This window comes from Weissella paramesenteroides ATCC 33313, assembly GCF_000160575.1.
Taxonomy (GTDB): Bacteria; Bacillota; Bacilli; order Lactobacillales; family Lactobacillaceae; genus Weissella; species Weissella paramesenteroides.
In genome coordinates this window covers 547,586-572,693 of record NZ_GG697128.1, presented here as the reverse complement: position 1 = coordinate 572,693, position 25,108 = coordinate 547,586, and the positions used below count along the sequence as shown (strand labels likewise).

General features: G+C 36.4%; 25 protein-coding genes, 1 tRNA gene, 6 pseudogenes and 1 riboswitch. Of the genes and pseudogenes, 24 read left to right on the top strand and 8 right to left on the bottom strand.

Translation table 11 applies throughout. From position 1 onward, the window contains the following. Nucleotides 1-589: 589 nt before the first annotated feature. Nucleotides 590-892, bottom strand: a pseudogene (locus HMPREF0877_RS10515) (glycosyltransferase); the annotation flags it as partial. Between the two features lie 384 nt (nt 893-1,276). After that, nucleotides 1,277-2,416: pseudogene (locus HMPREF0877_RS02655) on the bottom strand (IS256 family transposase); the annotation flags it as partial. A 114-nt stretch (nt 2,417-2,530) separates the two neighbouring features. Here HMPREF0877_RS02655 and HMPREF0877_RS02650 point away from each other — a divergent pair. From HMPREF0877_RS02650 to HMPREF0877_RS02635, 5 genes and pseudogenes are all read left to right on the top strand, one after another. Beyond that, nucleotides 2,531-2,791 (top strand): annotated as a pseudogene (locus tag HMPREF0877_RS02650) (tyrosine-type recombinase/integrase); the annotation flags it as partial. 136 nt (nt 2,792-2,927) lie between these two features. Beyond that, nucleotides 2,928-3,128, top strand: coding sequence for a hypothetical protein (locus tag HMPREF0877_RS02645; protein ID WP_002827648.1), 201 nt, complete (start codon nt 2,928-2,930; stop codon nt 3,126-3,128). Next, nucleotides 3,121-3,282 carry a hypothetical protein gene (locus tag HMPREF0877_RS10080; RefSeq protein WP_002827646.1) on the top strand — a complete coding sequence of 54 codons (162 nt, stop codon included), beginning with the start codon at nt 3,121-3,123 and terminating at the stop codon, nt 3,280-3,282. Before HMPREF0877_RS02645 ends, HMPREF0877_RS10080 begins: the two co-directional genes overlap by 8 nt. Nucleotides 3,283-3,664: 382 nt before the next feature. Beyond that, nucleotides 3,665-4,024: a hypothetical protein gene (locus HMPREF0877_RS02640; RefSeq protein WP_002827645.1), complete on the top strand. Its 360-nt coding sequence runs from the start codon at nt 3,665-3,667 to the stop codon at nt 4,022-4,024. A gap of 759 nt (nt 4,025-4,783) precedes the next feature. Next, nucleotides 4,784-5,773 (top strand): YhdH/YhfP family quinone oxidoreductase, encoded by a 990-nt coding sequence (locus HMPREF0877_RS02635; RefSeq protein ID WP_002827644.1) that lies wholly within the window; start codon nt 4,784-4,786, stop codon nt 5,771-5,773. Here HMPREF0877_RS02635 and HMPREF0877_RS10360 read toward each other — a convergent pair. Then, nucleotides 5,770-6,137: pseudogene (locus tag HMPREF0877_RS10360) on the bottom strand (recombinase family protein). The gene HMPREF0877_RS02635 and the pseudogene HMPREF0877_RS10360 sit on opposite strands and share 4 nt — an antisense overlap. On the opposite strand from HMPREF0877_RS10360, the pseudogene HMPREF0877_RS09940 reads away from it, so the two are divergent. Both HMPREF0877_RS09940 and HMPREF0877_RS10355 read left to right on the top strand, forming a co-directional pair. Continuing rightward, a pseudogene (locus HMPREF0877_RS09940) lies at nt 6,068-6,588 on the top strand (RepB family plasmid replication initiator protein); the annotation flags it as partial. The pseudogenes HMPREF0877_RS10360 and HMPREF0877_RS09940 overlap by 70 nt on opposite strands. Beyond that, nucleotides 6,581-6,667: pseudogene (locus HMPREF0877_RS10355) on the top strand (MerR family transcriptional regulator); the annotation flags it as partial. The pseudogenes HMPREF0877_RS09940 and HMPREF0877_RS10355, both read left to right, overlap by 8 nt. A gap of 131 nt (nt 6,668-6,798) precedes the next feature. Here the strand turns inward: HMPREF0877_RS10355 and HMPREF0877_RS02625 are convergent. The 3 genes from HMPREF0877_RS02625 to HMPREF0877_RS02615 form a co-directional block, all read right to left on the bottom strand. After that, nucleotides 6,799-7,005: a MerR family transcriptional regulator gene (locus HMPREF0877_RS02625; RefSeq protein WP_002827639.1), complete on the bottom strand. Its 207-nt coding sequence runs from the start codon at nt 7,003-7,005 to the stop codon at nt 6,799-6,801. A 257-nt stretch (nt 7,006-7,262) separates the two neighbouring features. Next, nucleotides 7,263-8,141, bottom strand: a complete 879-nt coding sequence (locus HMPREF0877_RS02620) for an IS3 family transposase (protein WP_002827638.1) — start codon at nt 8,139-8,141, stop codon at nt 7,263-7,265. Beyond that, entirely contained in the window at nt 8,138-8,443 is a 306-nt protein-coding gene (locus HMPREF0877_RS02615) for a transposase (RefSeq protein WP_002827637.1), read from the bottom strand. Before HMPREF0877_RS02615 ends, HMPREF0877_RS02620 begins: the two co-directional genes overlap by 4 nt. A gap of 523 nt (nt 8,444-8,966) precedes the next feature. Here HMPREF0877_RS02615 and HMPREF0877_RS10495 point away from each other — a divergent pair. Continuing rightward, entirely contained in the window at nt 8,967-9,092 is a 126-nt protein-coding gene (locus HMPREF0877_RS10495; RefSeq protein WP_420031172.1) for a hypothetical protein, read from the top strand. Beyond that, nucleotides 9,050-9,325, top strand: a complete 276-nt coding sequence (locus tag HMPREF0877_RS02605) for an HK97 family phage prohead protease (protein WP_002827636.1) — start codon at nt 9,050-9,052, stop codon at nt 9,323-9,325. The genes HMPREF0877_RS10495 and HMPREF0877_RS02605 overlap by 43 nt, the downstream gene beginning before the upstream one ends. Before the next feature lie 1,682 nt (nt 9,326-11,007). Here HMPREF0877_RS02605 and HMPREF0877_RS02600 read toward each other — a convergent pair. After that, nucleotides 11,008-11,343, bottom strand: coding sequence for a hypothetical protein (locus HMPREF0877_RS02600; RefSeq protein WP_002827635.1), 336 nt, complete (start codon nt 11,341-11,343; stop codon nt 11,008-11,010). Between the two features lie 256 nt (nt 11,344-11,599). Between HMPREF0877_RS02600 and HMPREF0877_RS02595 the strand changes: the two genes are divergently transcribed. From HMPREF0877_RS02595 to HMPREF0877_RS09815, 3 genes are read left to right on the top strand one after another with little or no spacing between them, the layout of a single operon-like run. Beyond that, the gene (locus tag HMPREF0877_RS02595) at nt 11,600-11,914 is read left to right on the top strand and encodes a sigma-70 RNA polymerase sigma factor region 4 domain-containing protein (RefSeq protein WP_002827634.1); all 315 of its coding nucleotides are present in this window, start codon (nt 11,600-11,602) and stop codon (nt 11,912-11,914) included. Between the two features lies 1 nt (nt 11,915). Further along, complete coding sequence (locus HMPREF0877_RS02590) at nt 11,916-12,311, top strand: DUF722 domain-containing protein (protein WP_002827633.1); 396 nt, start codon at nt 11,916-11,918, stop codon at nt 12,309-12,311. Beyond that, nucleotides 12,311-12,709 carry a DUF722 domain-containing protein gene (locus HMPREF0877_RS09815; RefSeq protein WP_002827631.1) on the top strand — a complete coding sequence of 133 codons (399 nt, stop codon included), beginning with the start codon at nt 12,311-12,313 and terminating at the stop codon, nt 12,707-12,709. The genes HMPREF0877_RS02590 and HMPREF0877_RS09815 overlap by 1 nt, the downstream gene beginning before the upstream one ends. A 705-nt stretch (nt 12,710-13,414) precedes the next feature. Here HMPREF0877_RS09815 and HMPREF0877_RS02580 read toward each other — a convergent pair. Next, nucleotides 13,415-13,486: transfer RNA gene (locus HMPREF0877_RS02580), tRNA-Arg, on the bottom strand. Between the two features lie 167 nt (nt 13,487-13,653). Here HMPREF0877_RS02580 and HMPREF0877_RS02575 point away from each other — a divergent pair. The 12 genes from HMPREF0877_RS02575 (at nt 13,654) to cls (ending at nt 25,048) form a co-directional block, all read left to right on the top strand. Further along, entirely contained in the window at nt 13,654-14,040 is a 387-nt protein-coding gene (locus tag HMPREF0877_RS02575) for a helix-turn-helix transcriptional regulator (RefSeq protein WP_040760342.1), read from the top strand. Then, nucleotides 14,027-14,482 (top strand): hypothetical protein, encoded by a 456-nt coding sequence (locus HMPREF0877_RS02570; protein ID WP_002827629.1) that lies wholly within the window; start codon nt 14,027-14,029, stop codon nt 14,480-14,482. The genes HMPREF0877_RS02575 and HMPREF0877_RS02570 overlap by 14 nt, the downstream gene beginning before the upstream one ends. 125 nt (nt 14,483-14,607) lie before the next feature. Continuing rightward, nucleotides 14,608-14,820 (top strand): hypothetical protein, encoded by a 213-nt coding sequence (locus HMPREF0877_RS02565; protein WP_002827628.1) that lies wholly within the window; start codon nt 14,608-14,610, stop codon nt 14,818-14,820. Nucleotides 14,821-15,176: 356 nt separating this feature from the next. After that, nucleotides 15,177-16,187: a type I glyceraldehyde-3-phosphate dehydrogenase gene (gap, locus tag HMPREF0877_RS02560; RefSeq protein ID WP_002827627.1), complete on the top strand. Its 1,011-nt coding sequence runs from the start codon at nt 15,177-15,179 to the stop codon at nt 16,185-16,187. Nucleotides 16,188-16,295: 108 nt separating this feature from the next. Next, nucleotides 16,296-17,516, top strand: coding sequence for a phosphoglycerate kinase (locus tag HMPREF0877_RS02555; protein ID WP_002827626.1), 1,221 nt, complete (start codon nt 16,296-16,298; stop codon nt 17,514-17,516). Nucleotides 17,517-17,739: 223 nt separating this feature from the next. Continuing rightward, nucleotides 17,740-18,636 carry a LysR family transcriptional regulator gene (locus HMPREF0877_RS02550; RefSeq protein ID WP_002827625.1) on the top strand — a complete coding sequence of 299 codons (897 nt, stop codon included), beginning with the start codon at nt 17,740-17,742 and terminating at the stop codon, nt 18,634-18,636. A gap of 50 nt (nt 18,637-18,686) precedes the next feature. Then, a riboswitch (TPP riboswitch) is annotated at nt 18,687-18,788 on the top strand. A gap of 109 nt (nt 18,789-18,897) precedes the next feature. Continuing rightward, entirely contained in the window at nt 18,898-19,332 is a 435-nt protein-coding gene (thiW, locus tag HMPREF0877_RS02545) for an energy coupling factor transporter S component ThiW (RefSeq protein WP_002827624.1), read from the top strand. An 80-nt stretch (nt 19,333-19,412) separates the two neighbouring features. Next, nucleotides 19,413-20,246 carry a hydroxyethylthiazole kinase gene (thiM, locus tag HMPREF0877_RS02540; RefSeq protein ID WP_002827623.1) on the top strand — a complete coding sequence of 278 codons (834 nt, stop codon included), beginning with the start codon at nt 19,413-19,415 and terminating at the stop codon, nt 20,244-20,246. Beyond that, a complete protein-coding gene (gene thiE / locus HMPREF0877_RS02535) occupies nt 20,209-20,826 on the top strand; it encodes a thiamine phosphate synthase (protein ID WP_002827621.1) in 618 nt (205 codons plus the stop codon). The genes thiM and thiE overlap by 38 nt, the downstream gene beginning before the upstream one ends. A 239-nt stretch (nt 20,827-21,065) precedes the next feature. Further along, the gene (locus tag HMPREF0877_RS02530) at nt 21,066-21,986 is read left to right on the top strand and encodes an ATP-binding cassette domain-containing protein (protein WP_040760336.1); all 921 of its coding nucleotides are present in this window, start codon (nt 21,066-21,068) and stop codon (nt 21,984-21,986) included. Nucleotides 21,987-21,996: 10 nt separating this feature from the next. Beyond that, entirely contained in the window at nt 21,997-23,517 is a 1,521-nt protein-coding gene (locus HMPREF0877_RS02525; protein WP_040760333.1) for an ABC transporter permease/substrate-binding protein, read from the top strand. 82 nt (nt 23,518-23,599) lie between these two features. Beyond that, nucleotides 23,600-25,048 carry a cardiolipin synthase gene (gene cls, locus HMPREF0877_RS02520; protein ID WP_040760330.1) on the top strand — a complete coding sequence of 483 codons (1,449 nt, stop codon included), beginning with the start codon at nt 23,600-23,602 and terminating at the stop codon, nt 25,046-25,048. The last annotated feature ends 60 nt before the right edge of the window (nt 25,049-25,108 follow it).

Sequence of the window (25,108 nt, the reverse complement as noted above, 5' to 3'; positions counted from 1 at the left end):
AAAAATAAAGATTAAAGTAAAACGAGCTCGAGACAAAAATGTCTTGAGCTCGTTTTGTATTAGGCCTGAACAGCTGCCACTAGGGTCCGTCTGAAAACTACTTAAGTAGTTTTCAGACGGACCCTAGTTAATTTATAAAAAACAGTAAGAACGTTGAGGTTTTAATGGATAGTCCGATATTTAGTGTCCTTAATATTAATATATGCCTATACAAATTTACCTTGCTACTTGTACAAGGATTCTTGCTAAGCTAGAAATAGTTCTATCTACAAGCTATCAACCATCTTCACTTAGTAAATTATTGATAACAAAATTTAAGTTTCTGATTATACTTCCTTACTCCATGGTCCTCTATAATTTTAAAATATTTTGATTCGGTATTTAGTCGCTGTCAATAGATTTTCTAATCACATGCACTAAATTACACAAAAAATGGTTAGATTTACAAAAAATTCAGTACTTGCTGTTCAAATTATTCACTTGTATAAGTGTTAAATTAAACTAATAATAAATCTTCTGCTTATTTTGTCATGAAGTGAAAAATCAAACAAATAGTAAAATAAAATTCTACAACGACTTATATAACTGATTAAATTGGATATGTAAACATTTTTTTGTTTATAAGTTTCACTAGTTTCTGAGTATAATATCCTTGTCTAACCTTATTTTGTTGAGATTTAACGGCAATTTCTAATTCATCATACTCTTGTCGGGAAATAGATTGTATAGCATCATCCAGGCTTTCTATATTAGGAATTGTTATTCCACACTTGTTATCAATAAGCCACTTTCCTACATTTGAAGCGTGATCCGCTATAGGGACAATACCCGCTGCTAAATACAAACTTAATTTGTACTGCCAATTATATTTTTCATATGACTTAAAATGTTTCCCATCGTTGTTTTTATCATTGTCCTATAACAATCCATACCCACTATTTAATTTCGGAATAAGATCATCATTATCAAATTTACCCATATAGCTAACGTTGTTGGGTAGTGTAAAATCTAAGTTACTACCAAACACTAGAATGTTTGGCGTATTAATGTCTCTTAGAAAACCAACTTTAGAGAAAGAAATGTTTCCTGCAAAATTGACTATACTAGAAAAGATGGAAGAAACCTCTGGTGCTTGGGTAAGAAAATCGAATGGGCCCTGTTGGATTATTGTAGGCACAATTAGCCCCTGTTTCCTTAGTATATTTTCTGCAGCTATGCTAGGAAGCGTGATTAAATCAAATTTATTCAATAATGCCACCTCCTCATCTACACCAATTTTGAAACCTCTGTGGATCCGCTTCAGAGACTTCTCTTTATAAACATTAAACTGAGAAACCAGGAAGCGATCCAGGGAATCTTCCGTTTGAAATTGTTCTTTGTGGTGGGTGGTGCGCTTGAGATGCTTATTAAAGTTCTCAATCAGGTTAGTGGAGTATAGTGATTGCCGGATAGCTGGTGGAAAGTCCATGAAAGTGAGTAAATTCGGCATTTTAAGCAGATCTTTGATTAATTTGGGATAGGTCTGATGCCAGTTGTTGGCGAACTCATTCAGTTTCAGTTCTGCTGCTTCACGGTTGGCGGCCCGATGAACTTGTTTAAAGTCACTGATCACGGCCTTGCGGTCTTTTACGCGAACTTTGTTCACCAGATTCCGCCCAACATGAACCAGGCAACGTTGTCGTTTGGCTTTAGGGAAATGCCGATTCAAGCCTTCATCCAAACCAACTAACCCATCGGCCACAAACAACAGCACATCTTTAACGCCCTGCTTGATCAAGGTTCCCAGCAGTTCAGTCCAGATTCCAGTCGATTCCGTTGGCGCCACTTGGTAGTTCAGCACTTATTTCGTACCATCTGGACGAATGCCAATCGCAATATGAACGGCTTCTTTTTGAACGGTATCCCGCTTTAACGGCAAGTAAGTGGCATCTAAGAAGATGGCCGCATATTGTGAAGCCAGTCGACGTTGCTGGAAAGCTTGAACCTGTTCATTGACGGCTTTAGTCATGTTGGAAACCGTGGCTTTGGAGTAGTGAGCACCGTACATTTTCTCAATGAGTTCGGCAATTTCAGCAGTGGTAATTCCCTTGGTATACAACTGAATGACCGTTGTTTCTAAATTATCACTGTGCCGACCGTAGGATGGCAAGGTATGATTTTCAAACCGGCCATTGCGATCTCGAGGAATGGTTAAGTTAAGTTGGCCGTACTTCGTATCAAACGAGCGCTCATAACTGCCGTTGCGGTTATTACCAGTGTTAATCCCAGCGTATGAGTAGCGTTCGTAACCTAAAAACTCTGCCAGTTCGGTTTGAAGCAGCTGGTTAATCGCAATTTCTAGGTGGTGACGAAAAACTTCGTCCAAATCTTGCTTTTGGGCTAGTGCAGCGATAATTTCTGTGGTAAGTTCATTCATGGGGAATGCCTCCTGTGATGTTTTCTGTGATTACTAAATATCATAAGGGAAGGCATTCCCTATTTCTATACAATTCAGAAATCTTTTATGCATTTACACAAGATATTTTACGCTCTCGCCCATCCAGATCGACATATCACAGAGAAGCAGTTTTATAAGGTGATGGCACGCGTTGGTGATTTATTAGGTATCAACTATCTAGGCACACATACGATGCGTAAAACAGGCGCTTACCGTGTCTATACACAGTTAAACTACAATATTGGTTTAGTTATGCATTTATTGAATCACTCAAGTGAAGCCATGACGTTAACTTATCTTGGTTTAGATCAAGCTAGTCGCGAGACAATGTTAGATCAAATTGATTTTGGGTAAATATACTCTTGTTTATCCTAAAAAAATAGCTATCACATTATTTATATCGCCGTATACTTAGTACAAGTTAGAACTAATTCTGGTCAAGTAAATGCATAAGCTAGCTAGAGCTATACGATAATTAGGGAGATAGTCCATGAAAAAAATTTGGCGGGTGTTATATGGTATGGAAGATATTTTCGCTGTTATCGGGTATCTATGTTATTTTTGGGGTGTCCTCGATATAGTTTCAACAACATTAACTTGGTCATGGTCATGGGGAAATGTTCAATCTCTTTGGTATACCTTAGTTATGGGCTGGTTATGTATCCAGTTTGCAAAAAAAAATAGTGGATAAAAATACTATTCCATATCACCCGACTAAAATCACTTCGGATGATGACTTGCCAACAACTGAGGATGATTCTCTAGAACAATATCTGTTGGCTGATTATTTGATTAATCAGCATAATGAGTCTCATAGTAATGACGAATCTGATAAAAACATTTGAACTTATCTGAAAAAATTGTGTTTGTTCTAACTAGATAATCCATGATAAATCATTTAAAATCCATACGATGAACCTTTAGACTTACAAGCTATTATTCGCTATGATGACGGCCTTAAAAACAGATTGTTTAATGTGAGAGATAACCGGTGCTGTGTGTTTATTCAAACTGATAATGAACATTTCTGGTTGCTACGTAAACGTATCTTAAATACCTCCCATGTGACACAACATCACGCAAGCGATGTATCTAGCTGGTATCTATGATAATTATTACTATCTACGCATTGAAGTATTTCATGGCAATGATAGTAAATTTTACTATTCGGGGTGAATATTTTATCTTGTAGAATCTTATAACCACGCCATCATAGGAGGACTATTCATGAAATTAGATTTGGGTAATAACGCATATGATATTTTAAATGATTGGCATCCTAATGCGGCTAAGGAAGAACTAACGGCACAACTCACAAAACAAGTGTTAGTTGAAAAAGAGCAGTTACCAAAACTTTTATCACGAGAAGATCTAAAAGAACGTTGGGAGATGAACTCACGGCAAAGCGTACATCAGGTTGCGACCAGACCCGATTTCCCAGCACCAATTTTAACCTTTAATCATGGTAAAACACTCCTGTACTTAGAAACGGAAATACAAATTTTCGAAGTCAATCATCCGTGGTTAATTACGATGAGTGCCCGGTTATCTTATAGCCATTGGATCCTGCATAATGTGATTAATTAATGGTTGGCGTTAGCCTTCTGATACAAGGAAAAAACCAAGGATGAAATCCTTGGCAAACTACTATTGACAGGTGTCAAGAGTGTAAGTGCGCATTGCCCTCATTTCATTCGGTTATGATGCTGGCAAATAAGTGCTTGTAAATTCAAGCTTTTTAAGATTTAATGCCCTTATTTTGTGATTCGATGGTCATTTAATAAAATGATTAGTCATTACTGTTTTGGGTCATACGATTTTCAGAATATACTAGTGATTTTATTGTTGATTGATACGTTAAACTCGTATATACATAAAATTTTCTGTGTAAAAAAAAGACCTAGCTCAAATTAGGTATGGACATTTTGTCGATTTTATTTTTCAACATGAAAAATGCGCAGCCTATTATAAGTTTATCTTTTGTATTTTATATTTTTTGTTCTTTTGCGTAGTTATAAAGCTAGTTTTTTTAATTGGATTCAAAGAAAATACCAAGAGAAAAAAATATGTGTATAGAGAATTTTTATAACACTTTTGAAACAAAGTTACTTTTTAGCTATGTATCCAAAAAATATTATGTCTCGGACTATTTAACAATATCAATTATATTAGATCGCCATATTTATTCTACAGATACATTTGATAAAATAATAAGTAATACCGATAATACTGACTTACTAGGTTATCTACTACTAGACTCCTTATTTGGGTGATGAATATTTTTATAATCAAGGCCACAGCTACCTTACATTGCAACAAAACTATTTTGTTTAGAAAGGAAAATTTATGAAAGATTTTAAAGCATTACTTGTTAGCGATAAAGACGGAGAAATTGACTATAATATTGAAAACAATCTTACAGTTGATGATCTATCCAATGGAGAAGTATTAATTAAGATTCATTACTCTTCTGTAAATTATAAAGACATGCTAGCGGTCCAAAAAAATGGTGGTGTCATTCGAGATTATCCTATGATACCTGGTATTGATTTAAGCGGAGAAGTTGTAGAATCTTCTAATCCTAATTTTAAAAAAGGACAAGAAGTTCTTGTGACGGGTTATAAGATGGGAATGAGTCATACTGGAGGATTTTCTGAATATGCTAAAATTCCCGCAGAATGGATAATTCCGATACCTGAAAATCTAACTATGAAAGAGGCAATGATCTTGGGAACTGCTGGATTCACAGCAGCACTATCAATTGATGCGCTAGAGAAAAATGGTATGAGAGCTGACTCAGATCAAAAGATTTTAGTGACTGGTGCGACTGGTGGTGTTGGTAGTATAGCTTTGCAAATTTTATCAAAAGTAGGATATAAAAACATCATTGCTCTTGTACGAAAAGAAAACCAAATTGAAGTTGCGAAAACCTTAGGTGCCACCGATACTATTTTATTGAGCGATTTTGAATTCGAAAATAAACCATTAAACAAACAACAGTTCCACTACATTTTAGATACTGTTGGAGGAGAATTAGTGGCAAACTTGATTCCTTACGTTTTTTATCAAGGATCTATTTCCCTATGTGGTAATGCTGGGGGAATTAAAATGGCAACCACAGTACTGCCATTTATTTTACGAGGTATTAATCTTTTAGGAATTGACTCAGTTAACATTTCTAATGAAAAAAGACTTTTCATTTGGGAAAATCTTTCAAAAAAATGGAAAATTACAGATACGACATTAGTAAACGAAATTACATTAGAAGGGCTTTCTAAAACATTAAATCAGTTAAAAGAAGGAAAACACTTAGGACGAACAATTGTAAATATTTAGTTTTTAATTCTATAACCAGTTTGACAAATCACTCCGTATTCTTTAACAATTTTTGAAATTGCAGCTTCTTTTTCTAATTCATGAACAATATTTCGATAAACCGCTCGTCGTCTTTTATATTCAGTTCTCTCTTGTTCTGATATCATTGCCAATATTTGAACAATTAAATCTTTGATGAAACGGTCTCACAGCTGATTTCCAATTGTTTCTACCTTGAACGTATCTTCTTCTCGAACAAAATTTAATGCTTCTTGAAAAACTGGACGCTACTCAATTGTGGCGCCCGATTTTTTTCAACAAAAATCTTTTCGGTACCAAATTTTTCTAAAGATTCAATTTGTCTTTCTAAATCAGGATGAGGTATTAATTCGCTTTAGTCCTGAAATCATGCCTTATTTAATTAATCTTAAAACTAATTTTACGCAACATGCCTTGTCAGAAATTTCTGAATTTAATAGTAAATATGCCGTTATTTTGTATCGTTGGTTATCGATGAATTACAACCAATACGAGCACTATAGTGTTAAAGGTGGACACCGAGAATAACAAATTGACAGCTACCGTAATCCTGAAATTGGTATGAAAGAGTTACAAGAAATGACAGATACGGCAATTTGTCTGGTCTACGGAAAAATGTTTATCCACTCTACGACGAATTAAAGGACATACGTGGCTTAAATGATGTTAAAGAGCCTCTAGCATATGTCAATGATAAACAAGATAACTATGCAAAAAAGAACATTGCTAGGTATCTTAAAAAATCGATTGAACAGTATCTACAGATTGTTAAGAGGCAGGATATAGATCATGAGTGATAACTTAAAAACAATTCGAGAACTTGCTGAGGAGTTGGGCGTCTCAAAAAAGAAAATACATTATCAAGTGTCTAAATTATATGGGGGAATAATGTCAATACTTTGGAGTGGTTTTTAGATAGCCCCGCGAGGGGCCGGAGCTACCCCGAAAGTTTAATCAAAAAGAATAAACGAGGTCCAGGCAATCATCGCCCGGACCTCGTTTATTTTCTATAATTTATTTTCGGATTCAATCATGTGAGAATCATAGTTGTCAATTTTCCACTGTAAATAATCACGGGCATCAACAATTTCTTTTACCTTTTCGTTAAGCGTATTAATTGCTTCGCCTAGAATGTCTTTATGGGCTGGAATGGTAGTCGGGTCGTCTTCGAACACGGCGCTGATGTCAAGATTATGGACAGGCTTTTTTGGCACCGAGAGGTACCGCACTCCGAAAATTTTTCAAAACCCGGATTTCAGCTTAAAACGGCGTGATTTCTGGGTGTTTTTGTAGGTGGAACAGGGCCGAGCCCTACCGGTGAGAGAAAACAGGTGGTATAGATTGTGAACCAGCCGGATTTCACAAGTTGTATCGTGCAACAAATAAGCCTTCACAAGGCGAATTTTTGAAATTCACAAGTGACGGCTTATAAACGGCGTCGTACCGGCTAGTGCCGATAACCGGCATTATGTTAAGCAGCAAGTGGTATAGCTGCCGGACGGGTCTTCTTAGATATTCTGGTGGTGTTCCACCAGTAGTCATAGCGGTGCGCTCCTGCAATAATCGCATTGATTGACCAACTTAAGCGACGTGGGTTGAAGAATTCTGATTTGAAAAATGAGTGATAGTTTTCGATGATTGTGTTGTGCTCGGGATGCCCCGGTGGGCTGAATGAGTGCATGAGGCCATAAAATGAGACGGTATCTTCGTATTCCTCACTGATGAAGTGGGAACCGTTATCTGAGTGCAAAATGATTGATGTTTCGGCGTTGAGAATCGATTTAGGAATTTGACGCATAGCTGTTTGAAGTGCTCGTTTAGTTAAATCAGATGTCATATCATAGCCAACGACGGCACCAATGACATCACCGGTAAACCAGTCTAGAACGCTGGCTTTATAGAGTTTCTGCTTATCTGGCATCACCAGGTAAGTTACATCGGTTGTGAGAACTTGGTATGGTCGTTCAATGATAATGTCTTTAACCAGATTGTCGCGTTCAACAACTGGACGGCCGCGATTTCCTTTATAAGACTGAGTGATAACAGACTTATATTCAATCTTCTGCATCAAGCGATGAACACGGTGTTCACCGGTATGTATGTCATATTGATCGGCCAATTCCTGCACCATACGCTTAATTCCGTAGGAATTATTGAACTCGTGCGCGTCAACGATTTCTTGAATTTTCTCGATTATCAGAGCGTCTTGTAAATCGTGTTCTGTGGGCGATTTTGGAGCTTTGTGCGAATAAAAAGTGCTTGAGGGCACATTCATGACCGCAAGCAACTTGGTTTGAGAATATTTCGCATTTTCAGACATATCGACGACGGCGCGCTCCGCTAAACTCATCGTCGGTTGGATTTTTTTATCTGTTCACGTGAGTATTTGTCCATTAAAGTGACTGCTTCACGCAAAATTTGGTTATCTTGTTCGAGTTCGGCGATTCTCGCTTCAAGTTCAGAGACTGTTTTCTTGGTAATTTTTTCGCCATTGTCATTCACCGCAGGTGAATACTCACGGACCCAGCGCCGAACGGCGCTTATTGAGATTTTATTTTCACGTGAAATTTGGCTTAATGTTTGTTTTTCATCCCAATGTAGGGCAGCGATAGCTGCCTTCTGTTCAGGGGAATAATAATTTCGTGTAGTCATAATAAAAAGATGCTCCTGCTGGTTTCATTTTACAGGAAATGGTTCTAAAAACCATTCCATGAAACTAGCATAAGCACCTCTTGATATCGTTTCATTGGAATGCTCCTATCTTGTTTTATTAATTATGGCACAACTGTTCAGAAATTTATGTACCAAATACTAGGATAGGAGCAGTACTATATATCTTGGTAAGTCTGCCATATCAAAGATAAAATCAAGTATTGGATACACTTCGCCGGTTGAATTAGATACATCTGGTATCCAAAATAGACACAAATTAGATAGTATATTAGACACTGAAAAAAACAAACTGATTGATGAAAAGTCTGAACAAATCAGTTATTTGAAAGAACAACTGAATAAAAAAGATGATTAATTATCGATCAAGGATGAACAGATAAAAAGTCTAGTTGAAATTCAGAATCAAACACAAAACTTACTAGACCAGCAACAACGATTGGCTTTGCAAGACAAAAAACTATTAGAAGAGTACAAAGCAGAAATCAAATATTTGAGATCCTTAGTGATGCCGAGTCGTGAGCATGAAAAAGGTGTGTCACCCCAAAGTGAAACAGAACCAGCAGAAGCACCGTCCCTGACACATCGTTGGGCAGAGATGTCTATGCCAACGTTAAGGCAGGCAACTTAAAGGGCATGAGCTTTGGTTTTACAGTCGCTAAGGGTGGCGATAGTTGGAAACAGACGAGACCTAAACCGACACGCTTTATTAACCAAATTAAAAAGGTTAATGAAATTAGCATTGTTAGCTTACCTGCTTATGATGATACAAGTGTTAATGTGACACGAGATTTTGATGTCTTTAAGCATTATAAGGAGCAGAATTATAGACAGAAAGTAAAATACTATTTAGACCATATTTAACGAAACTTTATCAAGTAAGTGCTGACTTAGAAATAAGTGAGCGCTTTTTTATACCCCCCGCCCTAGGTAGTGGGAAATAACCGAATATCAAATAGGGGCATCCTTTGCACGCTCTGCAGTTATAATTATTTTTCAAATAAAAAAATAGCCAAAAGTGGCGATGATCTATTAAATTTATTTATATTTATGAGAATTTATTATTTATAAGTCTATATAACTAGAATATATAACTAAACAAATTCCTAATAACCAACAAGATAATTCCGGGATAAACCAATTTTCCTTAAACCAAAAAAATAAGAAGCTACCAATTACAATAATTATTCCTAGAGAAAATAAAATATTACTCAATTTTCGTTTACCCATAATCTATGCCCTATATTTCTGCGGTTGCTATGTTTATATATTATGAGACAATAATAAAACTTTAATTAGAAAAGGTAAATAAAAAAGTCAGCATTTGCATTAAACAAAAAGTTATCAAGTTGAAATTACCACTAGGTTATTCGATTGAATAGTTTGGTGGGCTTTTCGTTATGTGTTATAATTCCCACGTAGAGTGTAATAGCTATTTAACTGATTACTCTTAAATCACTCTACAAGTAGTTATGTGTTGATCGAGTCACATGACTATAAAAACTATGATAAACTTACCATTTTGTATTTGCTCCTTGTCATGGTTTAAACCACCAGTTTATGTGACTGGTGGTTTTTTAACGAGTTATTTAAAATATTGTGTTACAATAGTTGTGTAGATATTTGGTGGACATAACCGTCTACTAATTATCTTAATTAGGTTTTCCTAATATTCATTGATATGCAACACTTTCCATTATGTTTTATCTGATCTCATTGATCTAGGATAGGACATTTAAAAAGCCCCACTAAGTAGAGCGGTCACTCTATCTGGTGGGACTTTTTTTATTTGAAACAGCATATTTGCTATACATATCTTATACATTCCTATCACTATTATCCATTAATTTATTTAAAATTATCTAAGTCATTCATCCTACTAACCACCGTCTTTTTTAGTTAGTTTTACAGCATCGACAAAAGTGTCGAATTTTCGACAACGAGAACTTAGCTATTTTCACTACTGAATTTTCCGCAGTGAGAACATAAAGCGCACCATTTCCACCATTCGGAACGGTCGTACCTCCAAGTACGACCGTCCAATCAGTACCATCAACATACAAGAGAACTTAGTATAAAGTGGTGTCGATTTTACAAGTACGGTTGTGAACCAACCATTCAGTAATAAAAAAGACATTATACATTTGCCACAAGTGGCAACGATCCCGACAAATGAGGACTTGTCAAAACTTGTAATATTTTGACGGTCTAAGTTAAACATAGGGCGTGACCTTTCTGCCACTTTTGGCAGAATTAAATAAACTTTACTTATTTACGCTTCACTGTCGAATTTTCGACAACGAGAACTTAGCTATTTCATAGCGGAATTTTGCGCAGTGAGAACTTAGTAAGAACTTGGTGTAAAGGGTGTAAAAAAATTAACACCCAATAACCTATTATTAAAGCTTGATAAAACTATACAATATCAGGACTTTTTAACCTGCTAAAACTTGTTTTAACAACGTTCGGGGCTGTTTTAGTGTAATTGTCTTGTCTACTGAACAAGTGTAAAAAAGATTGCGCTTGTACCCATTTAGATGTGACCGTTACTCAAACTTTGCGTAGCTTGGAACAATAGCGTCAAAATTACCGATTGATAGAGTGACACCCTCTTCATGAAAGTATTCTGCCCAGATTGCTACACGTTGATAAGTAAATTTCTTAGATGTCATTTTCTTATTTAGTAGTAGTTTAAAGTAACGAGGATCTACATTATATTGGTTGAGCATTGGTTGAACAAGTTCAGAAACAACAGAAATATAGCGAACTTTACCAATACCAGATAGGCTATCAAATTTGGCAATAGCGCTAATGGTATTAAGTTCCTTACTATCCATGAATTTATTTAAACGCATCTTCCAGTAATCTAAATCATTCATCATATAAACCACCGCCTTTTTAAAGTTATTTTAGCATAGGGAGTAGGAAAGCCTACACCCTCATAACTGAAACTATATCTCGTGAAGAAGTAATTAAGCAGGCATTTGGATAATAAATTTAAAGTAATTGTTATCAGAACAAGCAAGCGGAATGATGTTTACCGTAACAAGCACTAGCATTAATTTGTTAGTGTTTTTTTATTTTCTGAACTATTTTTAGTATAATAATATATATAATATAGGTATACAGGAGGAAGTTATGAAAAGGGCAGAACAGCTTATTAAAGATTACTTCAATGGGCGTTTAGACGTGAATATTAAATGTTCTAAGTTACAAATGGAATACTTGAAGACTGATGACGATACCAAATTAAAAGCCTATGAGGCACAAAAGACTGCTGTTGATGAGGTGCTGTCAACATTAACGCCCGTTCAGTTACAAGCTATTACCATGCACGATAAGGACAATATGACATGGCAAGATATTAGCGATAAATTAGGCGTTAAACGGTATGTATTAGAAGATTTAAAATCTAAGTTGTTGAAAGGATTAAACGCACGATTGGAGGCATAGTGTGGCAGATAATATAGATCATTTATTAACTGATTATTTTACAGGTAAGTTGGATGTTGATATTAAAATGCGTAAACTAGAACTTAGTTATCACAGCAATGATGATGAAAATATCGGTGGTGGTCGGATGCAAAACAATGTTGTCCGTGGGGCGGAGATAACAATGCAGAAACTAGATGATGATTATATGTTAATGCGCTTAACGTACATAAAAGAAGTGATTGGTATGATGTTCGACACGCAAACGGAAACTGTCCAAAAGATTATTCAAGAGCGTTACGGTCGCAAGAAAAGCTGGTTAGCTGTTTCTATGATTGTACATATAGATGAACGCTCAGCAAGGGAGAGACGCGATGAATTTAAGGCATTGATTAAGTCCCCTTTGGAGGCAGTGTAATGGCAGATAAGTTGGATCACATTTTAAGTGATTATTTCACTGGTAAGCTCGAGGCGAATATCAAGTTGCGGAAGTTAGAACTAAGTCACCATACTAACCATGATGATAATGTTGGTGGTGGACGAATGCAAAATAACATTGTCCGCAATACTGAAACAACCATGTTAAAAGTAGAATCAGATAGACTGATACAAGATTGGTTATATGCAAGTCAAGTTATTGAGCTGATGTTTGCGTTGGAGTTGGATAATGTACAGCGAATTATAAAAGCACGCTATGGGCAAAGGCGTACATGGATAGATATTAGTATGAGTGAGCATGTTGATGTTAGAACAGTTATTAGGTGGCGAGATGACTTTAAAAATAAGTTAAAACGACCATTAAAAAACGTTTTATAAACAGGGGTCGGTAAGATGCAGACACCTTTAAAAAATAAATAATCGTATTTAGTTATATGTTTAAACACAGATCAGTAATTTAATAGGTTAGCGTAAAATTGCGCCACCCCATGAGAGCTCATATATTGGCTTGTAAGCCGTTTTTATGTTGATTGGAATAATTAGTCAAGTAGTGTTATAAACGATCCCACTTTTTATACAACGTGTTGAACAAATAAAGGTTGTCCAGTTTAGGAAAACTGTTTATTTTTTTCCGAACAAGTGCAGAATGAACCTAATAAAACCTAAGTGTTTCGCAACATGTTGAGAATTACAAGGGGGACATGCAAGCACAGCTGTAAACAGTCGATAGTGAAGTTACAACTGCACCTGTCGGAAGTAACCACCACTATGCCCGGCACTTAGAAGTGACAACCACGTGCACAACCGTACCCGTTTTCACACTTATTATTAGATCATACAAATTCATTCCCAATAAAATGGCAAAATAAAGCGCCGTTCACTTAAAGCGAACAGCGACATATTTACACGGTAGGTAGTCCCGTATTATTTGATTGTCAGAAATACACATCAAAATACACATTAGGCAAAAATTCAATGGTATTTCACGGAATTATATAACTTTCAGATGTGTATCTCTATGTGTATCTAAGCCCATTAAATCAATGTAAACGTTGATTTATAGCCGTTTTTTACACCTTACTATGGACCCGGGGGGAATCGAACCCTCATCTCCGGAACCGGAATCCAACGTGATATCCATTACACTACGGGTCCACAACAGATTAAATTATAGCCTATTAAATTTGTATTTGCAACATTAACAATGGCTTCGATGTACCTAATCGTTAGGTTAAACCTTGCAATTAATTAAGTTTAGCTTTATTATAGTAACTGTAAAAATAAAAATAATTCAAAATTTTAAAATAGAAAAGGTGGAGCATATGGCATCATCAGAAGGAAAGGCCACGATGGGCCGAAATATAAAAAGATACATTAAACAAAATGAAATGACGGCAGCACACCTTGCTGAAGTTATTGGTGTATCAACCGCAACTATTTCTGATTGGTCAAATGGGAAAACATATCCGAGAATCGATAAAATTGAGGCAATGGCTGAATTTTTTGGCATATCAAAATCAGATCTTGTCGAAGAGCCTAACCAATCTTCAAAAGCAGTGGTTACTGATGAACCAGTCTTAATGGCTGCTCACTGGGGACTAGATATTTCTGGTTTACCAGATGAAGAACGTTCACGAGTTATTGATAGAGCTAAGTCTTATATTGAAGGACTAATTGCTGATTATGAGGATCGGAATGGGAATAGATAGTTATGATGATTTTCTAATTAGGGTGGAGAATGATCTACTTGGTTTGGGGATGACACCGGTTATCTTAGACACAATGCCACTTAAAGAAAATTCTGGTTTAGATGGCGTTGCTTACTTAAAAGGGAATAAGGCGTATATTTTTATAGACAAAACGTTGTCAATTTTTGATAAGGCGAAGACCTTGGTTGAAGAATATCATCATGCGATTTCAGATATTGGTAACCACATGGATTACGATGCAACACTTGCTCATAATGACGAAATCGACGCACGAGAGTCGGTAATTAAATACATGACACCTGAGAAAGTTATATTAAGGGTTGCACATGAGTATGAGGATCAACCATTCGAGGCCTGGATGTTGTGTGAATATTTAGGATATCCATTAGATTTTGCGCAAGAAACTGTTAGCTTATATAGAAGAAACGGGTTGTTAAGTTAAATATAAATTTTACCCTTGAAATTAATTTAAACCTAATATATACTAATAATAGTCCTAAGGAATTGTACTTAGGACTATTATTAACAAATAACATTAAGTTTAAACTAATTATCAGGAGGCAATTTATGAGTAATGATATGATAACGTTCTTAATCATCTTGGGGACACTGACATGCATGTGGATTGTGGTAATGGCAATTATTTCAATGATTGAGTTTTTAATTGATGGAAATGTTCATCGAGTGGTACGTGGTGTAAAGTTATTATTACGTTATAGTCTGATTAGGCTAGGTGGCGTTGATGGTGAAGAGGCACATCGGATTCTATTAGGTAAATAAAGTGTGGAATTTCACAAGTGAGTATGCTTTGTTGTCTGTAATATGTCAAATTAACGATTTGAAAACCGATAATAATAAACTATTATTTTGTAATTAAGTCAATACGTTAAGTGAACTAATGTTCAAGCAAATATAACGAAATTTGTTCCTGCTTATCGTATAATAATCGTAGTGGGTGACATTTGAATACTAGATGATATTCACTAATTCATCCTTCATAATATTAATTTCAATTGATATGAAATTAATACGTAACAATAGTTGGTGGGTTTGTTTGCGAAATTGTAAACAAAGTCGTATAATAATTCATGTAGAAACGTTACAAAAGAATTTTTTCTGGGAGGAATCTTAATAATATGACTGTTAAGATTGGTATCAACGGTTTCGGCCGTATTGGTCGTTTGGCATTTCGTCGTATTCTTGAGTTAAAGGATACAGCGGACGACATTGAAGTTGTTGCGATTAACGATTTAACTAACCCTGCTATGTTGGCATACTTGTTGAAGTATGATTCAACTCATGGTACTTTGAACGCTGACGTTTCAGCTGACGAAGAAGGAATTATCGTTGACGGTAAGAAGATCCGTGTATACGCTGAGCGTGATGCGGCTGACTTGAAGTGGGTTGCTAATGACGGTGTTGAAATTGTATTGGAATCAACTGGTTTCTATACTTCAGCAGAAAAGTCACAAGCACACTTGGATGCCGGCGCAAAGAAGGTATTGGTATCAGCACCTGCTGGTAAAGTACCAACGGTTGTTTACGGTGTTAACCAAGATACATTGACTGCAGATGACAACATTGTTTCTGCTGGTTCATGTACAACACAATCACTTGCACCATTGGCAAATGCCTTGGACAAGGAATTCGGTGTTGAAATTGGTTTGATGACTACTGTTCACGCCTTTACTGGTACTCAAATGCTTTTGGATGGACCTAAGGGTAAGAAGTTGCGCTCAAACCGTGCAGCTTCTGTAAATACAATTCCTCACTCAACTGGTGCTGCTAAGGCTATTGGTCTTGTTGTTCCATCAGTTGCTGGTAAGTTGGATGGTCACGCACAACGTGTTGGTGTTGTTGACGGTTCTGTTACTGAGTTGACTGCTGTATTGTCAAAGAAAGTTTCTGCTGAAGAAGTTAACGAAGCAGTTAAGAAGTATGAAAATGCTTCATTCGGATACAATGATGATGAAATTGTTTCATCAGACATCATTGGCGACACACACGGTGCCGTATTTGATCCAACTTTGACTAAGGTTATCACTGTTGGTGATAAGCAATTAGTACAAACTGCTGCTTGGTATGATAACGAGTATGGTTTCACTTCAAACATGATCCGTACTTTGTTGCACTTGGCAACACTTTAATAGTTACTTACACTATTATTTGAAAACGGATGGTTTAGTAATAGTCTGAACCATCCGTTTTTTATATAAGATTTGTAGTATTTGAAGTAAAAAAGAAAGAGGGATTCCATGGCAAAGTTGACAGTTGAGGATCTAGAATTAAAAGGTAAAAAAGTATTGATGCGTGTTGACTTCAATGTTCCACTAAAGGAAGTTGATGGACAACAAGAAGTTGCAAATGATAATCGTATCGTTGCAGCATTGCCAACAATCAAGTATGTTTTGTCACACGGTGGACGTGCGGTATTGTTTTCACATTTGGGACGTATTAAGAGTGAAGATGATAAGCCAGCGCTATCAATGAAGCCTGTTGCGCAACGTTTGGCTGATTTACTTGGCCAACCTGTGACATTTGTACCAGCAATTGAAGGTCCAGAGCTTGAAGATGCTATTAACAAGTTAGAAGATGGTCAAGTATTAATCTTTGAAAACACACGTTACGCTGATGTTGTTGATGGTGAAGTTGTTAAGCGTGAATCAAAGAATGATCCTGCCTTGGGTGCTTACTGGGCATCATTGGGTGACATCTTTGTTAATGATGCTTTCGGTACTGCACACCGTTCACATGCATCAAATGCCGGCATTGCTGCAAATATTGCTCAAACTGCAGCTGGTTTCCTAATGGAAAAGGAAATTAAGTTCTTAGGAGGCGCTGTTGAAAATCCAGAGCGTCCATTTGTTGCTATTATTGGTGGTGCTAAGGTATCTGATAAGATTACTATTATCCAAAACTTGTTGGAAAAAGCTGATAAAGTCATTGTTGGTGGAGGAATGGCATATACATTTGCTGCTGCCAAGGGTGAGAAAATTGGTAACTCATTGTTTGAAGAAGACAAGGTTGAACTTGCAAAGCAATTAATTGCAGATGCTGGTGATAAGTTGGTATTGCCAGTTGATGCTGTTGCAGCTGATAAGTTTGCAAATGATGCTGATTCATATGTTGCAGAAGGTGACATTAAAGATGGTTACATGGGACTAGATATTGGTCCTAAGTCAATTGAACTATTTAAGTCAGTTCTTGCGGATGCAAAGACGGTTGTTTGGAACGGACCTATGGGTGTATTCGAAATGCCTAACTTTGCCAAGGGAACCTTAGCTATTGGTGAAGAACTAGTTAAGGTAACTGAAAAGGGTGCAACAACGATTGTTGGTGGTGGTGATTCAACTGCTGCTGTTCAACAATTAGGTGTTGCTGATAAATTGAGCCACATTTCAACTGGTGGTGGTGCTTCTCTTGAATACCTAGAAGGTAAGACATTGCCAGGAATTGCAGCAATTTCTGAGAAGTAATTTTAAGATAATCAATGAAGAAACTGGAACATTAAATTGTTCCAGTTTTTTTGTCATATGACCAAGAATAACATGATTAGAATCAAAAGCAGTGATAGTTGTTTAGCGATCTTTCAAATATTTTTTCAAAAATTAACTAGGCATTGGATAAAAATTTACATATGACAAATTTAACTAAAATGTGATAAACTATTCCAAATAGTAATAATTGGGGAACTGTATCATGGATATACATAAATTTAAGGTCTTTCTAGATTTAGCTGAAACAGGTAATTATTCAGAAACTGCTGAAAGATTATATACAACACAGGGTAATATTTCTAAGCAAATTTTATCTTTGGAAAAGGAACTAAAAACGCAATTATTCAAACGGGAGCACCGCCATATTTCCTTAACTGAGTCAGGAAGAATTACCGAAATGTATGCAAAAAAAATTTTGCATGAATTTGACGCATTACAACAGACGTTAGTGCAACATGATTCAGAGTCAGATAACGTGTTGACGATTCATACAATGGCAACATTTTCGAATTATCGTGGCTTTTCATTAATGAGTGACTTTCACAAAAGTCATCCTGAAATTACGCTGCACTTCTCTGAAACTAAAGATAGTTTATTACTTAACTCATTAAATGATAATCAAGCAGATATAATTTTTGGTCACTATACACCAGATGTTAGTAATAAACTTGAGACGCTGCTGACCGATCAAGACAACTTGATTTGTGTATTACCTGCTAATCATCCATTGTCAGCAAATCAAGTTATTTCATTAAGCGATTTAATGAAGGAAGAATTATTGCTACTAGAAGGCGAAGAGACAATCATTTTTAATAAATTTGGCTCTGCTGGAGAAAGAAGGCAATTAATGTCTGCAGTTGCCTATCAAGGTGAGCGAATCGATATTATTTTAAACATGGTATTAAATGGTATGGGTATTGCTTTGATGATGGAAAAAAGAGTTGATATGACGAATGATGGGCAAATGGTAAAGCGTAAAATCGCAACACACACAACCAGTGATTTTGGCTTTATGAGAATGAAACAAGTTCATGAATCCAAAGCTAATGAATTATTTTGGAAATACATCACACAATCACTTAACCATGATATTATTTAAAAATACATTTCAATCGTATGTGTGATAATATAATAGTATAAAAATTAAATATAATCACAAAGGGGAGCCAATCTGGCTGAGAATGAGATAGAATCTAGACCCTTCGTACCTGTTTTAGTTATTTAAGCGTAGGAATTGTGAGAATGTGTCAATTAATGGCCTCTTTGTGATGATTTTTTTATTGCGAGGAGGTTTTTTATTTTGCATCTATTCTTGGATTAATGAAATGATATTGTCTAAATTTACTAGGGGAAAACAATAATGAATTCGAAAGTTAGAAAAATACCATATTTAGCTATGATGATTGCACTAGACGTGGTGTTGTCACCAATTTTACGTGTCGAAGGAATGGCACCAATGTCCAGCGTGATTAATATTTTAGCTGGTGTACTTATGGGACCATTGTATGCAACGATTATGGCGACTTGTTGCGGAATTATTAGGATGATGATGGGTATCCCACCATTGGCATTAACTGGGGCCGTTTTTGGCGCCTTGTTAGCAGGGTTAGGTGCCCGTTGGGTACATAGTATTTATGGGTCAATTGTTGGTGAGATTATCGGTACTGGAATAATCGGATCTTTACTATCTTACCCAGTTATGGTGCTATTTACGGGCACCAAGACAGATTTGTACTGGTTACTGTATACACCAAGATTCTTAGGTGCCACATTTATTGGTGCGGTAGCAGCTTGACTCATTTGGCAACAAGCAAAAAAGATATCTTTGTTCAAAGACATGATGCGAGTTTTTAATGGCGAGGAGCGTATTATAAGATGAAAAAGATCACCATTCCGTTGCAAACAGCACCGCTCATTCATTGTATTACTAATGCTATCTCAGTAGAGACTGTGGCAAACGCACTCCTTTATATTGGTGCGAAGCCGATTATGACAGAAGACATTCGCGCCTTTAATGATTTAGCATTGCAGACAAATAGTTTGTTGTTAAATTTAGGAAGTCTGTCACTTGATAAGGGAAAGAGCATCTTAGCAGCCAGTAAATTAGCAATTGGCAAAGAACCAGTTGTACTAGATGTGGTTGGCATTGCGAGCGCTAAATCTGCCATGAAAGTCGCTAAAAAAATCATTGCAGATCAACCAACAATTGTCCGCGGTAATATTTCAGAGATGCGTGCACTTTGTGATTTACAAACGCATGGACGAGGTGTGGATGGTAGTTTATTAGACCAGACAGATGAAGAATTAATCAATTTAATTACGGCACTTAAGCAATTACCTCAAGAATCGGTTTATGTTGCTACTGGGACAAAAGATATTGTTGTGGCTAGGAATAACGTTTGGGTTCTAAGTAATGGTGTACCAGAATTAGATCGTTTTACAGGTTCAGGAGATACTTTAAGTGGCCTGTTGGCAGCGTTATTGGGAGAAGGTGCTTCCCCCGAAGATGCAGCGATTCAAGCAATCAGCTATTTGAACATTGCAGGGGAGACCGCAAAAAGCAAAACTGTGACTTCAGGAATTGCAGAATTTCGACAGTTATTCTTAAATGAGCTTTCATTATTAGGGGTTGAAGATTCTGACTGGGTAAATAAGATAAGGGGAACAAAAAATGACGAAACAATTATATTTAGTGACAGCGAGATATGACGAATCAGAAAATGAATTTTTAAATAAAATTGAAACCGCTTGTGCTAACGGGGTTACAGTTGTGCAATTGCGGGAGAAAAATTTATCGACAAGGGATTATTATGAACTAGCGCTAAAAGTAAAACAAATTACAGATAAATATGACTTACCATTAATTATTGATGATCGAATTGATATTTGCCTGGCGGTTGATGCGCATGGTGCACATATTGGTGATGACGAGTTACCAGTCAAAGTTGCTCGGAAATTGCTTGGTAAGGATAAAATCTTAGGTGTGTCAGCAAAAACAGTTACACGTGCAACTGAAGCGGCAGCAGATGGTGCAGATTATTTAGGAACAGGTGCTATTTTCCCAACACAGACAAAAGTTGTTACGAAGCAAACGTCAATTGATACACTCAAGGCAATTACTGCAGCTGTTAATATTCCGGTCGTTGCCATTGGTGGCATTACAGAAGAACGTATTGATGTCTTCAAGGAATCAGGAATTGTTGGTGTGGCAATTGTTAGTGAGATTATGAAGGCAACAAACATTGCTCAAAAAGTGCAACGTTTAAAAAAGGCGCTTGAAATGTTATAATGTATCAAAGGAGAGCGAGACAAAAGTTGTTTTGAAGCCGGCGTAAATTGTTTTACATTGAGGCTTCAGACTTTTGGAACGCGTTTATGCTATCAAACTGACATGCTTTTAATTAAGATATTTTTAGCAAAAAAAGTTGGAACATTTTCTTTTGTCCCAACTTCTTTTTTATATTCCTTTGATTTTGAAGAAATTATTTTTTAGATGGCAATTAGGTGCTAAATAAAGGAGTCATAGCAATGATAGAATTCAGTGATGTGGTCAAGACATATCAAGAAAAGCAAGTCGTTAATAAACTCAATTTAACCATTGCCTCAGGTGAGTTTTTTGTTTTGGTTGGACCAAGTGGTAGTGGGAAAACGACAATTTTGAAAATGATTAACCGATTGATTTCCCAATCTAATGGTCAGATATTGATTGATGGGGTGGACACTAATCAGGTAGATAGGGCCAAGTTGAGAAAAAATATTGGTTATGTTTTACAGAATATTGCGCTGTTTCCAAATTTAACAATCAGCCAAAATGCCGGTATTTTATTAGAGGCACAAGGTATTAAACGAGAAAAACGACAAACATTGGTCAATGAATTGTTGGACAGAGTTGGCTTGCCTCATGAGCAGTATAGTGATCGAATGCCTAGTGAACTATCAGGTGGTGAACAACAACGGGTCGGGATTGTTAGGTCGTTGATTACAAAACCAAGTGTCATTTTAATGGATGAACCCTTTAGTGCATTGGACCCATTATCTCGCAAACAATTACAAAATCTTATTTTAGAGTTACATAAAGAATTTAAGCCAACGATTTTATTTGTTACTCATGATATGCAAGAAGCACTAAGATTGGGGACCAGAATTGGTGTACTTGTTAATGGACGTTTACAGCAAGTTGGAGATCCAAATACGGTGATTAATCAGCCAGCTAATAAAATTGTGTCATCACTATTTAACAATCAACGGGTTACATTGATTTCGGATTTAAAATCGGCGGGCTTATTTCATTTATTAAAGTCAGACCAAGTGATCCAGGCGCCACATTTGTCGGAAACGCAGACAATTCAAGAATTAGCAATGGTTTTACGAGAATATCATCAAGTAATTATTGATCAGCAACATTTTATTACTGCAGATGATTTACTGCAGTATATCAGTCAACAATAAAGGAGATTGCATGTTAAACGATTTGGTAAATTTACTGACAACGCAGTCAGGTGATATTTTGGTTGCGTTACGTGAACATGTGTTACTCTCACTAGCAGCCATTCTCATCGCAGCAGCAATTGCCGTGCCATTGGCAATTGCCTTAATGAATCATCGCCGAGCTGGTGAGCTAGTTTTACAGATAGCAGGTGTGATTCAAACGATTCCTAGTTTGGCTGTTTTAGGGGCGTTGATTCCATTTGTCGGTATTGGAACAGTGCCAGCAATAATTGCCTTAGTTTTATATGCAATTATGCCTATTTTTCAAAACACGTATGCAGGTTTAACTGAAATTGATCCAAATTTAACTGAAGCGACCGAAGCATTCGGCTTTTCGCGTCCATTTAAGTTATTCAAAATTCAGTTACCGCTAGCTATGCCAATGATTTTATCAGGCTTAAGGATTGCAACCGTTATGGTAATTGGTACCGCTACATTAGCTGCCTTGATTGGTGGCGGTGGTCTTGGAACTTTTATCATGATTGGTATACAAACTAATGATAATGCACAGCTTTTGCTGGGTGCAATTTTATCAGCTTTGTTGGCGCTAATTTTCTCTTGGGGAATTAAGTTGATTGGGAAGCTTTCTTTGAAAAAAATTGGCATTCTGTTAACTAGCCTTGTTGCAATCGGTGGTATCTATATAGGTGGTCAAGCAATTTTACAACCGAAAGGAACAATCACGATTGCGGGTAAGCTGGGTGGCGAGCCAGAAATTTTAATCAATATGTATAAGGAACTCATTGAAGCAGATAACCCACGTTTAGATGTAAAATTGAAACCAAATTTTGGCGGAACAACCTTTATTTATAAAGCCTTAAAAGGTGGTGATATTGACATCTATCCAGAATTTACAGGAACCGTTTTACAATCTTTGGTAAAAAGGGAACATGTTAGTCACCAACCTGCACAAGCTTTTAAAGATGCGCAGCGTGCAATAAAAAAGCAAGATAATCTCACATATCTAGCACCTATGAAGTATCAAAACACATATGCATTGGCGGTTCGGCAATCAGATGCAAAAAAGTATCATTTAAAAACGACAAGTGATTTAGCCAAATTATCACCTCAGTTAACGGCAGGCTTTGATCATGATTTTTATGAATTAAAAGATTCGTATCCAGGTATGAAACAGGCATATCAATTACAATTTAAAAAAGTTACCAGCATGTCATCAAATTTGCGTTATAAAGCTTTAGTAAACAAACAAATTGATGTTACGGATGCCTATACGACGGATCCACAATTAAAAGCCTATAAGCTGGTGGCTTTGAAAGATGATCGGAAATATTTTCCACCTTTCCAAGGAGCACCATTGGTTAGAACGGCAATTCTAAATAAATACCCAAGTATTCAAAAGAGTTTAGCTCGACTCGATGGAGAGATAACCAATAAGGACATGATTGAGATGAACTATCAGGTAACTGTACAACATAAACAGGCTGATGAGGTAGCCCATCAATACCTAGTCAAACATCACTTATTAAAGTAGTATTGAGTTTTTTGCATAATTTAATATGTTGATGCAACATAAAACTGTTAGAATAATAGTACTATTCAAAAGGAGTGTGGGTATGTTTGAACATTGGATGGTATTGATAGTGGAGTTTGTGTTCATAATTAACACACTGGCTGCTATTTTAACCGTTTTTAGAGATCGCTACCGTGATATTACAGCAATCTGGGCATGGATGTTGGTTTTGCTATTATTCCCAATCGTTGGATTTTTAATTTATTTTCTGTTTGGTCGAAAGTTGTCGGGAAACCATATTTTCACGATGCAGACACAACAAATCATGGGTATTGATCGAATCGCAACAAATCAGCAACAAGAAGTACTGTCGGTATCGGATCCCGAGCATTTTGTTGAAGAACAATCATTTATTAGATTGTTTTTACAGAATGAACAAGCAATTTTTACAAATCAAAATGAAGTTGATATTTTAACAGATGGTCATGACATGTTCGAAAAATTATTTTCGGACATTCGTGCTGCAAAACATCATATAAATATTGAGTTTTATACTATTTATAATGACAAAATTGGTAATGAACTAGTTGATTTACTGACTGAAAAAGCTAAAGAAGGAATTCGGGTTCGTGTCATTTTTGATTCATGGGGATCGGGTGGAAAAAATGCAAAACTATACAAGCGACTACGAGCAGTTGGTGGACAGGTTGAAGCGTTTTTAATGCCAAGATGGCATCTCTTTTCATTACATGTTAATAATCATGACCACCGTAAATTAGTAATTATTGACGGAAATATTGGCTATATTGGTGGGTTCAATGTGGGTGATCAATATCTTGGTCGTTTAAAAAAGTTCGGGTATTGGCGTGATACACAACTCCGCGTGGTGGGTGATGGTGTTTTAGCCATGCAGAGCCGCTTTTTTACTGATTGGAACGCAACGACAAAAAATGAAAAATTGGAGTTTAGTGAAAATTACTTTCCATCAACTAATGCAAGCGGGGATGTTGCGATGCAAGTCGTCTCTTCAGGACCTGATTCTGATACAAGGCAAATTTATCAAGGTTATTTGCGGATGATTTCGATGGCGCATGAAAGTATCACGATTCAATCGCCATATTTTATTCCGAATTCAGCCATTATGGATGCAATTGAGGTTGCTGCCAGATCTGGTGTGAGGGTAAGGGTGATGATTCCATCAAAACCGGACCATATGTTTGTTTATCGTGCAACTGAGTATTATGCTAGCGTTCTTGCGCAGGAAGGTATTGAAGTTTATGCTTACGATAAAGGATTCTTGCACGCTAAGACAATTGTGATTGATGATAAAATCGTAACCGTTGGTAGCGCGAATATGGATATCCGTTCTTTTGCATTGAATTTTGAGGTGAATGCCTTTTTGTATAGCCAGAGTTTGGCATTAAAAATGAATAATATTTTTGAACAGGATTTGGCAGATGCGACCTTATTGACACCAAAGTATTTTGCTAAGCAATCAGGGTGGTTAAGGTTTAAGTATTTTTTCTCAAGATTATTAACACCTATTTTATAAATTAGGAATAAGAAAAGACAGAACACTTCATCATGTGTTCTGTCTTTTTTTATTGATGTT

Bases quoted from the DNA above. Each gene is read 5' to 3' on its own strand.
- gap (WP_002827627.1), top strand. From the start codon at position 15,177: ATGACTGTTAAGATTGGTATCAACGGTTTCGGCCGTATTGGTCGTTTG.
- HMPREF0877_RS02635 (WP_002827644.1), top strand. From the start codon at position 4,784: ATGAAAGATTTTAAAGCATTACTTGTTAGCGATAAAGACGGAGAAATT.
- HMPREF0877_RS02645 (WP_002827648.1), top strand. From the start codon at position 2,928: ATGAAAAAAATTTGGCGGGTGTTATATGGTATGGAAGATATTTTCGCT.
- thiW (WP_002827624.1), top strand. From the start codon at position 18,898: ATGAATTCGAAAGTTAGAAAAATACCATATTTAGCTATGATGATTGCA.
- HMPREF0877_RS02525 (WP_040760333.1), top strand. From the start codon at position 21,997: ATGTTAAACGATTTGGTAAATTTACTGACAACGCAGTCAGGTGATATT.
- cls (WP_040760330.1), top strand. From the start codon at position 23,600: ATGTTTGAACATTGGATGGTATTGATAGTGGAGTTTGTGTTCATAATT.
- HMPREF0877_RS02595 (WP_002827634.1), top strand. From the start codon at position 11,600: ATGAAAAGGGCAGAACAGCTTATTAAAGATTACTTCAATGGGCGTTTA.
- HMPREF0877_RS09815 (WP_002827631.1), top strand. From the start codon at position 12,311: ATGGCAGATAAGTTGGATCACATTTTAAGTGATTATTTCACTGGTAAG.
- HMPREF0877_RS02550 (WP_002827625.1), top strand. From the start codon at position 17,740: ATGGATATACATAAATTTAAGGTCTTTCTAGATTTAGCTGAAACAGGT.
- HMPREF0877_RS02530 (WP_040760336.1), top strand. From the start codon at position 21,066: ATGATAGAATTCAGTGATGTGGTCAAGACATATCAAGAAAAGCAAGTC.
- thiM (WP_002827623.1), top strand. From the start codon at position 19,413: ATGAAAAAGATCACCATTCCGTTGCAAACAGCACCGCTCATTCATTGT.
- HMPREF0877_RS02620 (WP_002827638.1), bottom strand. From the start codon at position 8,141: ATGAGTTTAGCGGAGCGCGCCGTCGTCGATATGTCTGAAAATGCGAAA.
- thiE (WP_002827621.1), top strand. From the start codon at position 20,209: ATGACGAAACAATTATATTTAGTGACAGCGAGATATGACGAATCAGAA.
- HMPREF0877_RS02640 (WP_002827645.1), top strand. From the start codon at position 3,665: ATGAAATTAGATTTGGGTAATAACGCATATGATATTTTAAATGATTGG.
- HMPREF0877_RS02615 (WP_002827637.1), bottom strand. From the start codon at position 8,443: ATGACTACACGAAATTATTATTCCCCTGAACAGAAGGCAGCTATCGCT.
- HMPREF0877_RS02565 (WP_002827628.1), top strand. From the start codon at position 14,608: ATGAGTAATGATATGATAACGTTCTTAATCATCTTGGGGACACTGACA.
- HMPREF0877_RS02575 (WP_040760342.1), top strand. From the start codon at position 13,654: ATGGCATCATCAGAAGGAAAGGCCACGATGGGCCGAAATATAAAAAGA.
- HMPREF0877_RS02570 (WP_002827629.1), top strand. From the start codon at position 14,027: ATGGGAATAGATAGTTATGATGATTTTCTAATTAGGGTGGAGAATGAT.
- HMPREF0877_RS02600 (WP_002827635.1), bottom strand. From the start codon at position 11,343: ATGATGAATGATTTAGATTACTGGAAGATGCGTTTAAATAAATTCATG.
- HMPREF0877_RS02555 (WP_002827626.1), top strand. From the start codon at position 16,296: ATGGCAAAGTTGACAGTTGAGGATCTAGAATTAAAAGGTAAAAAAGTA.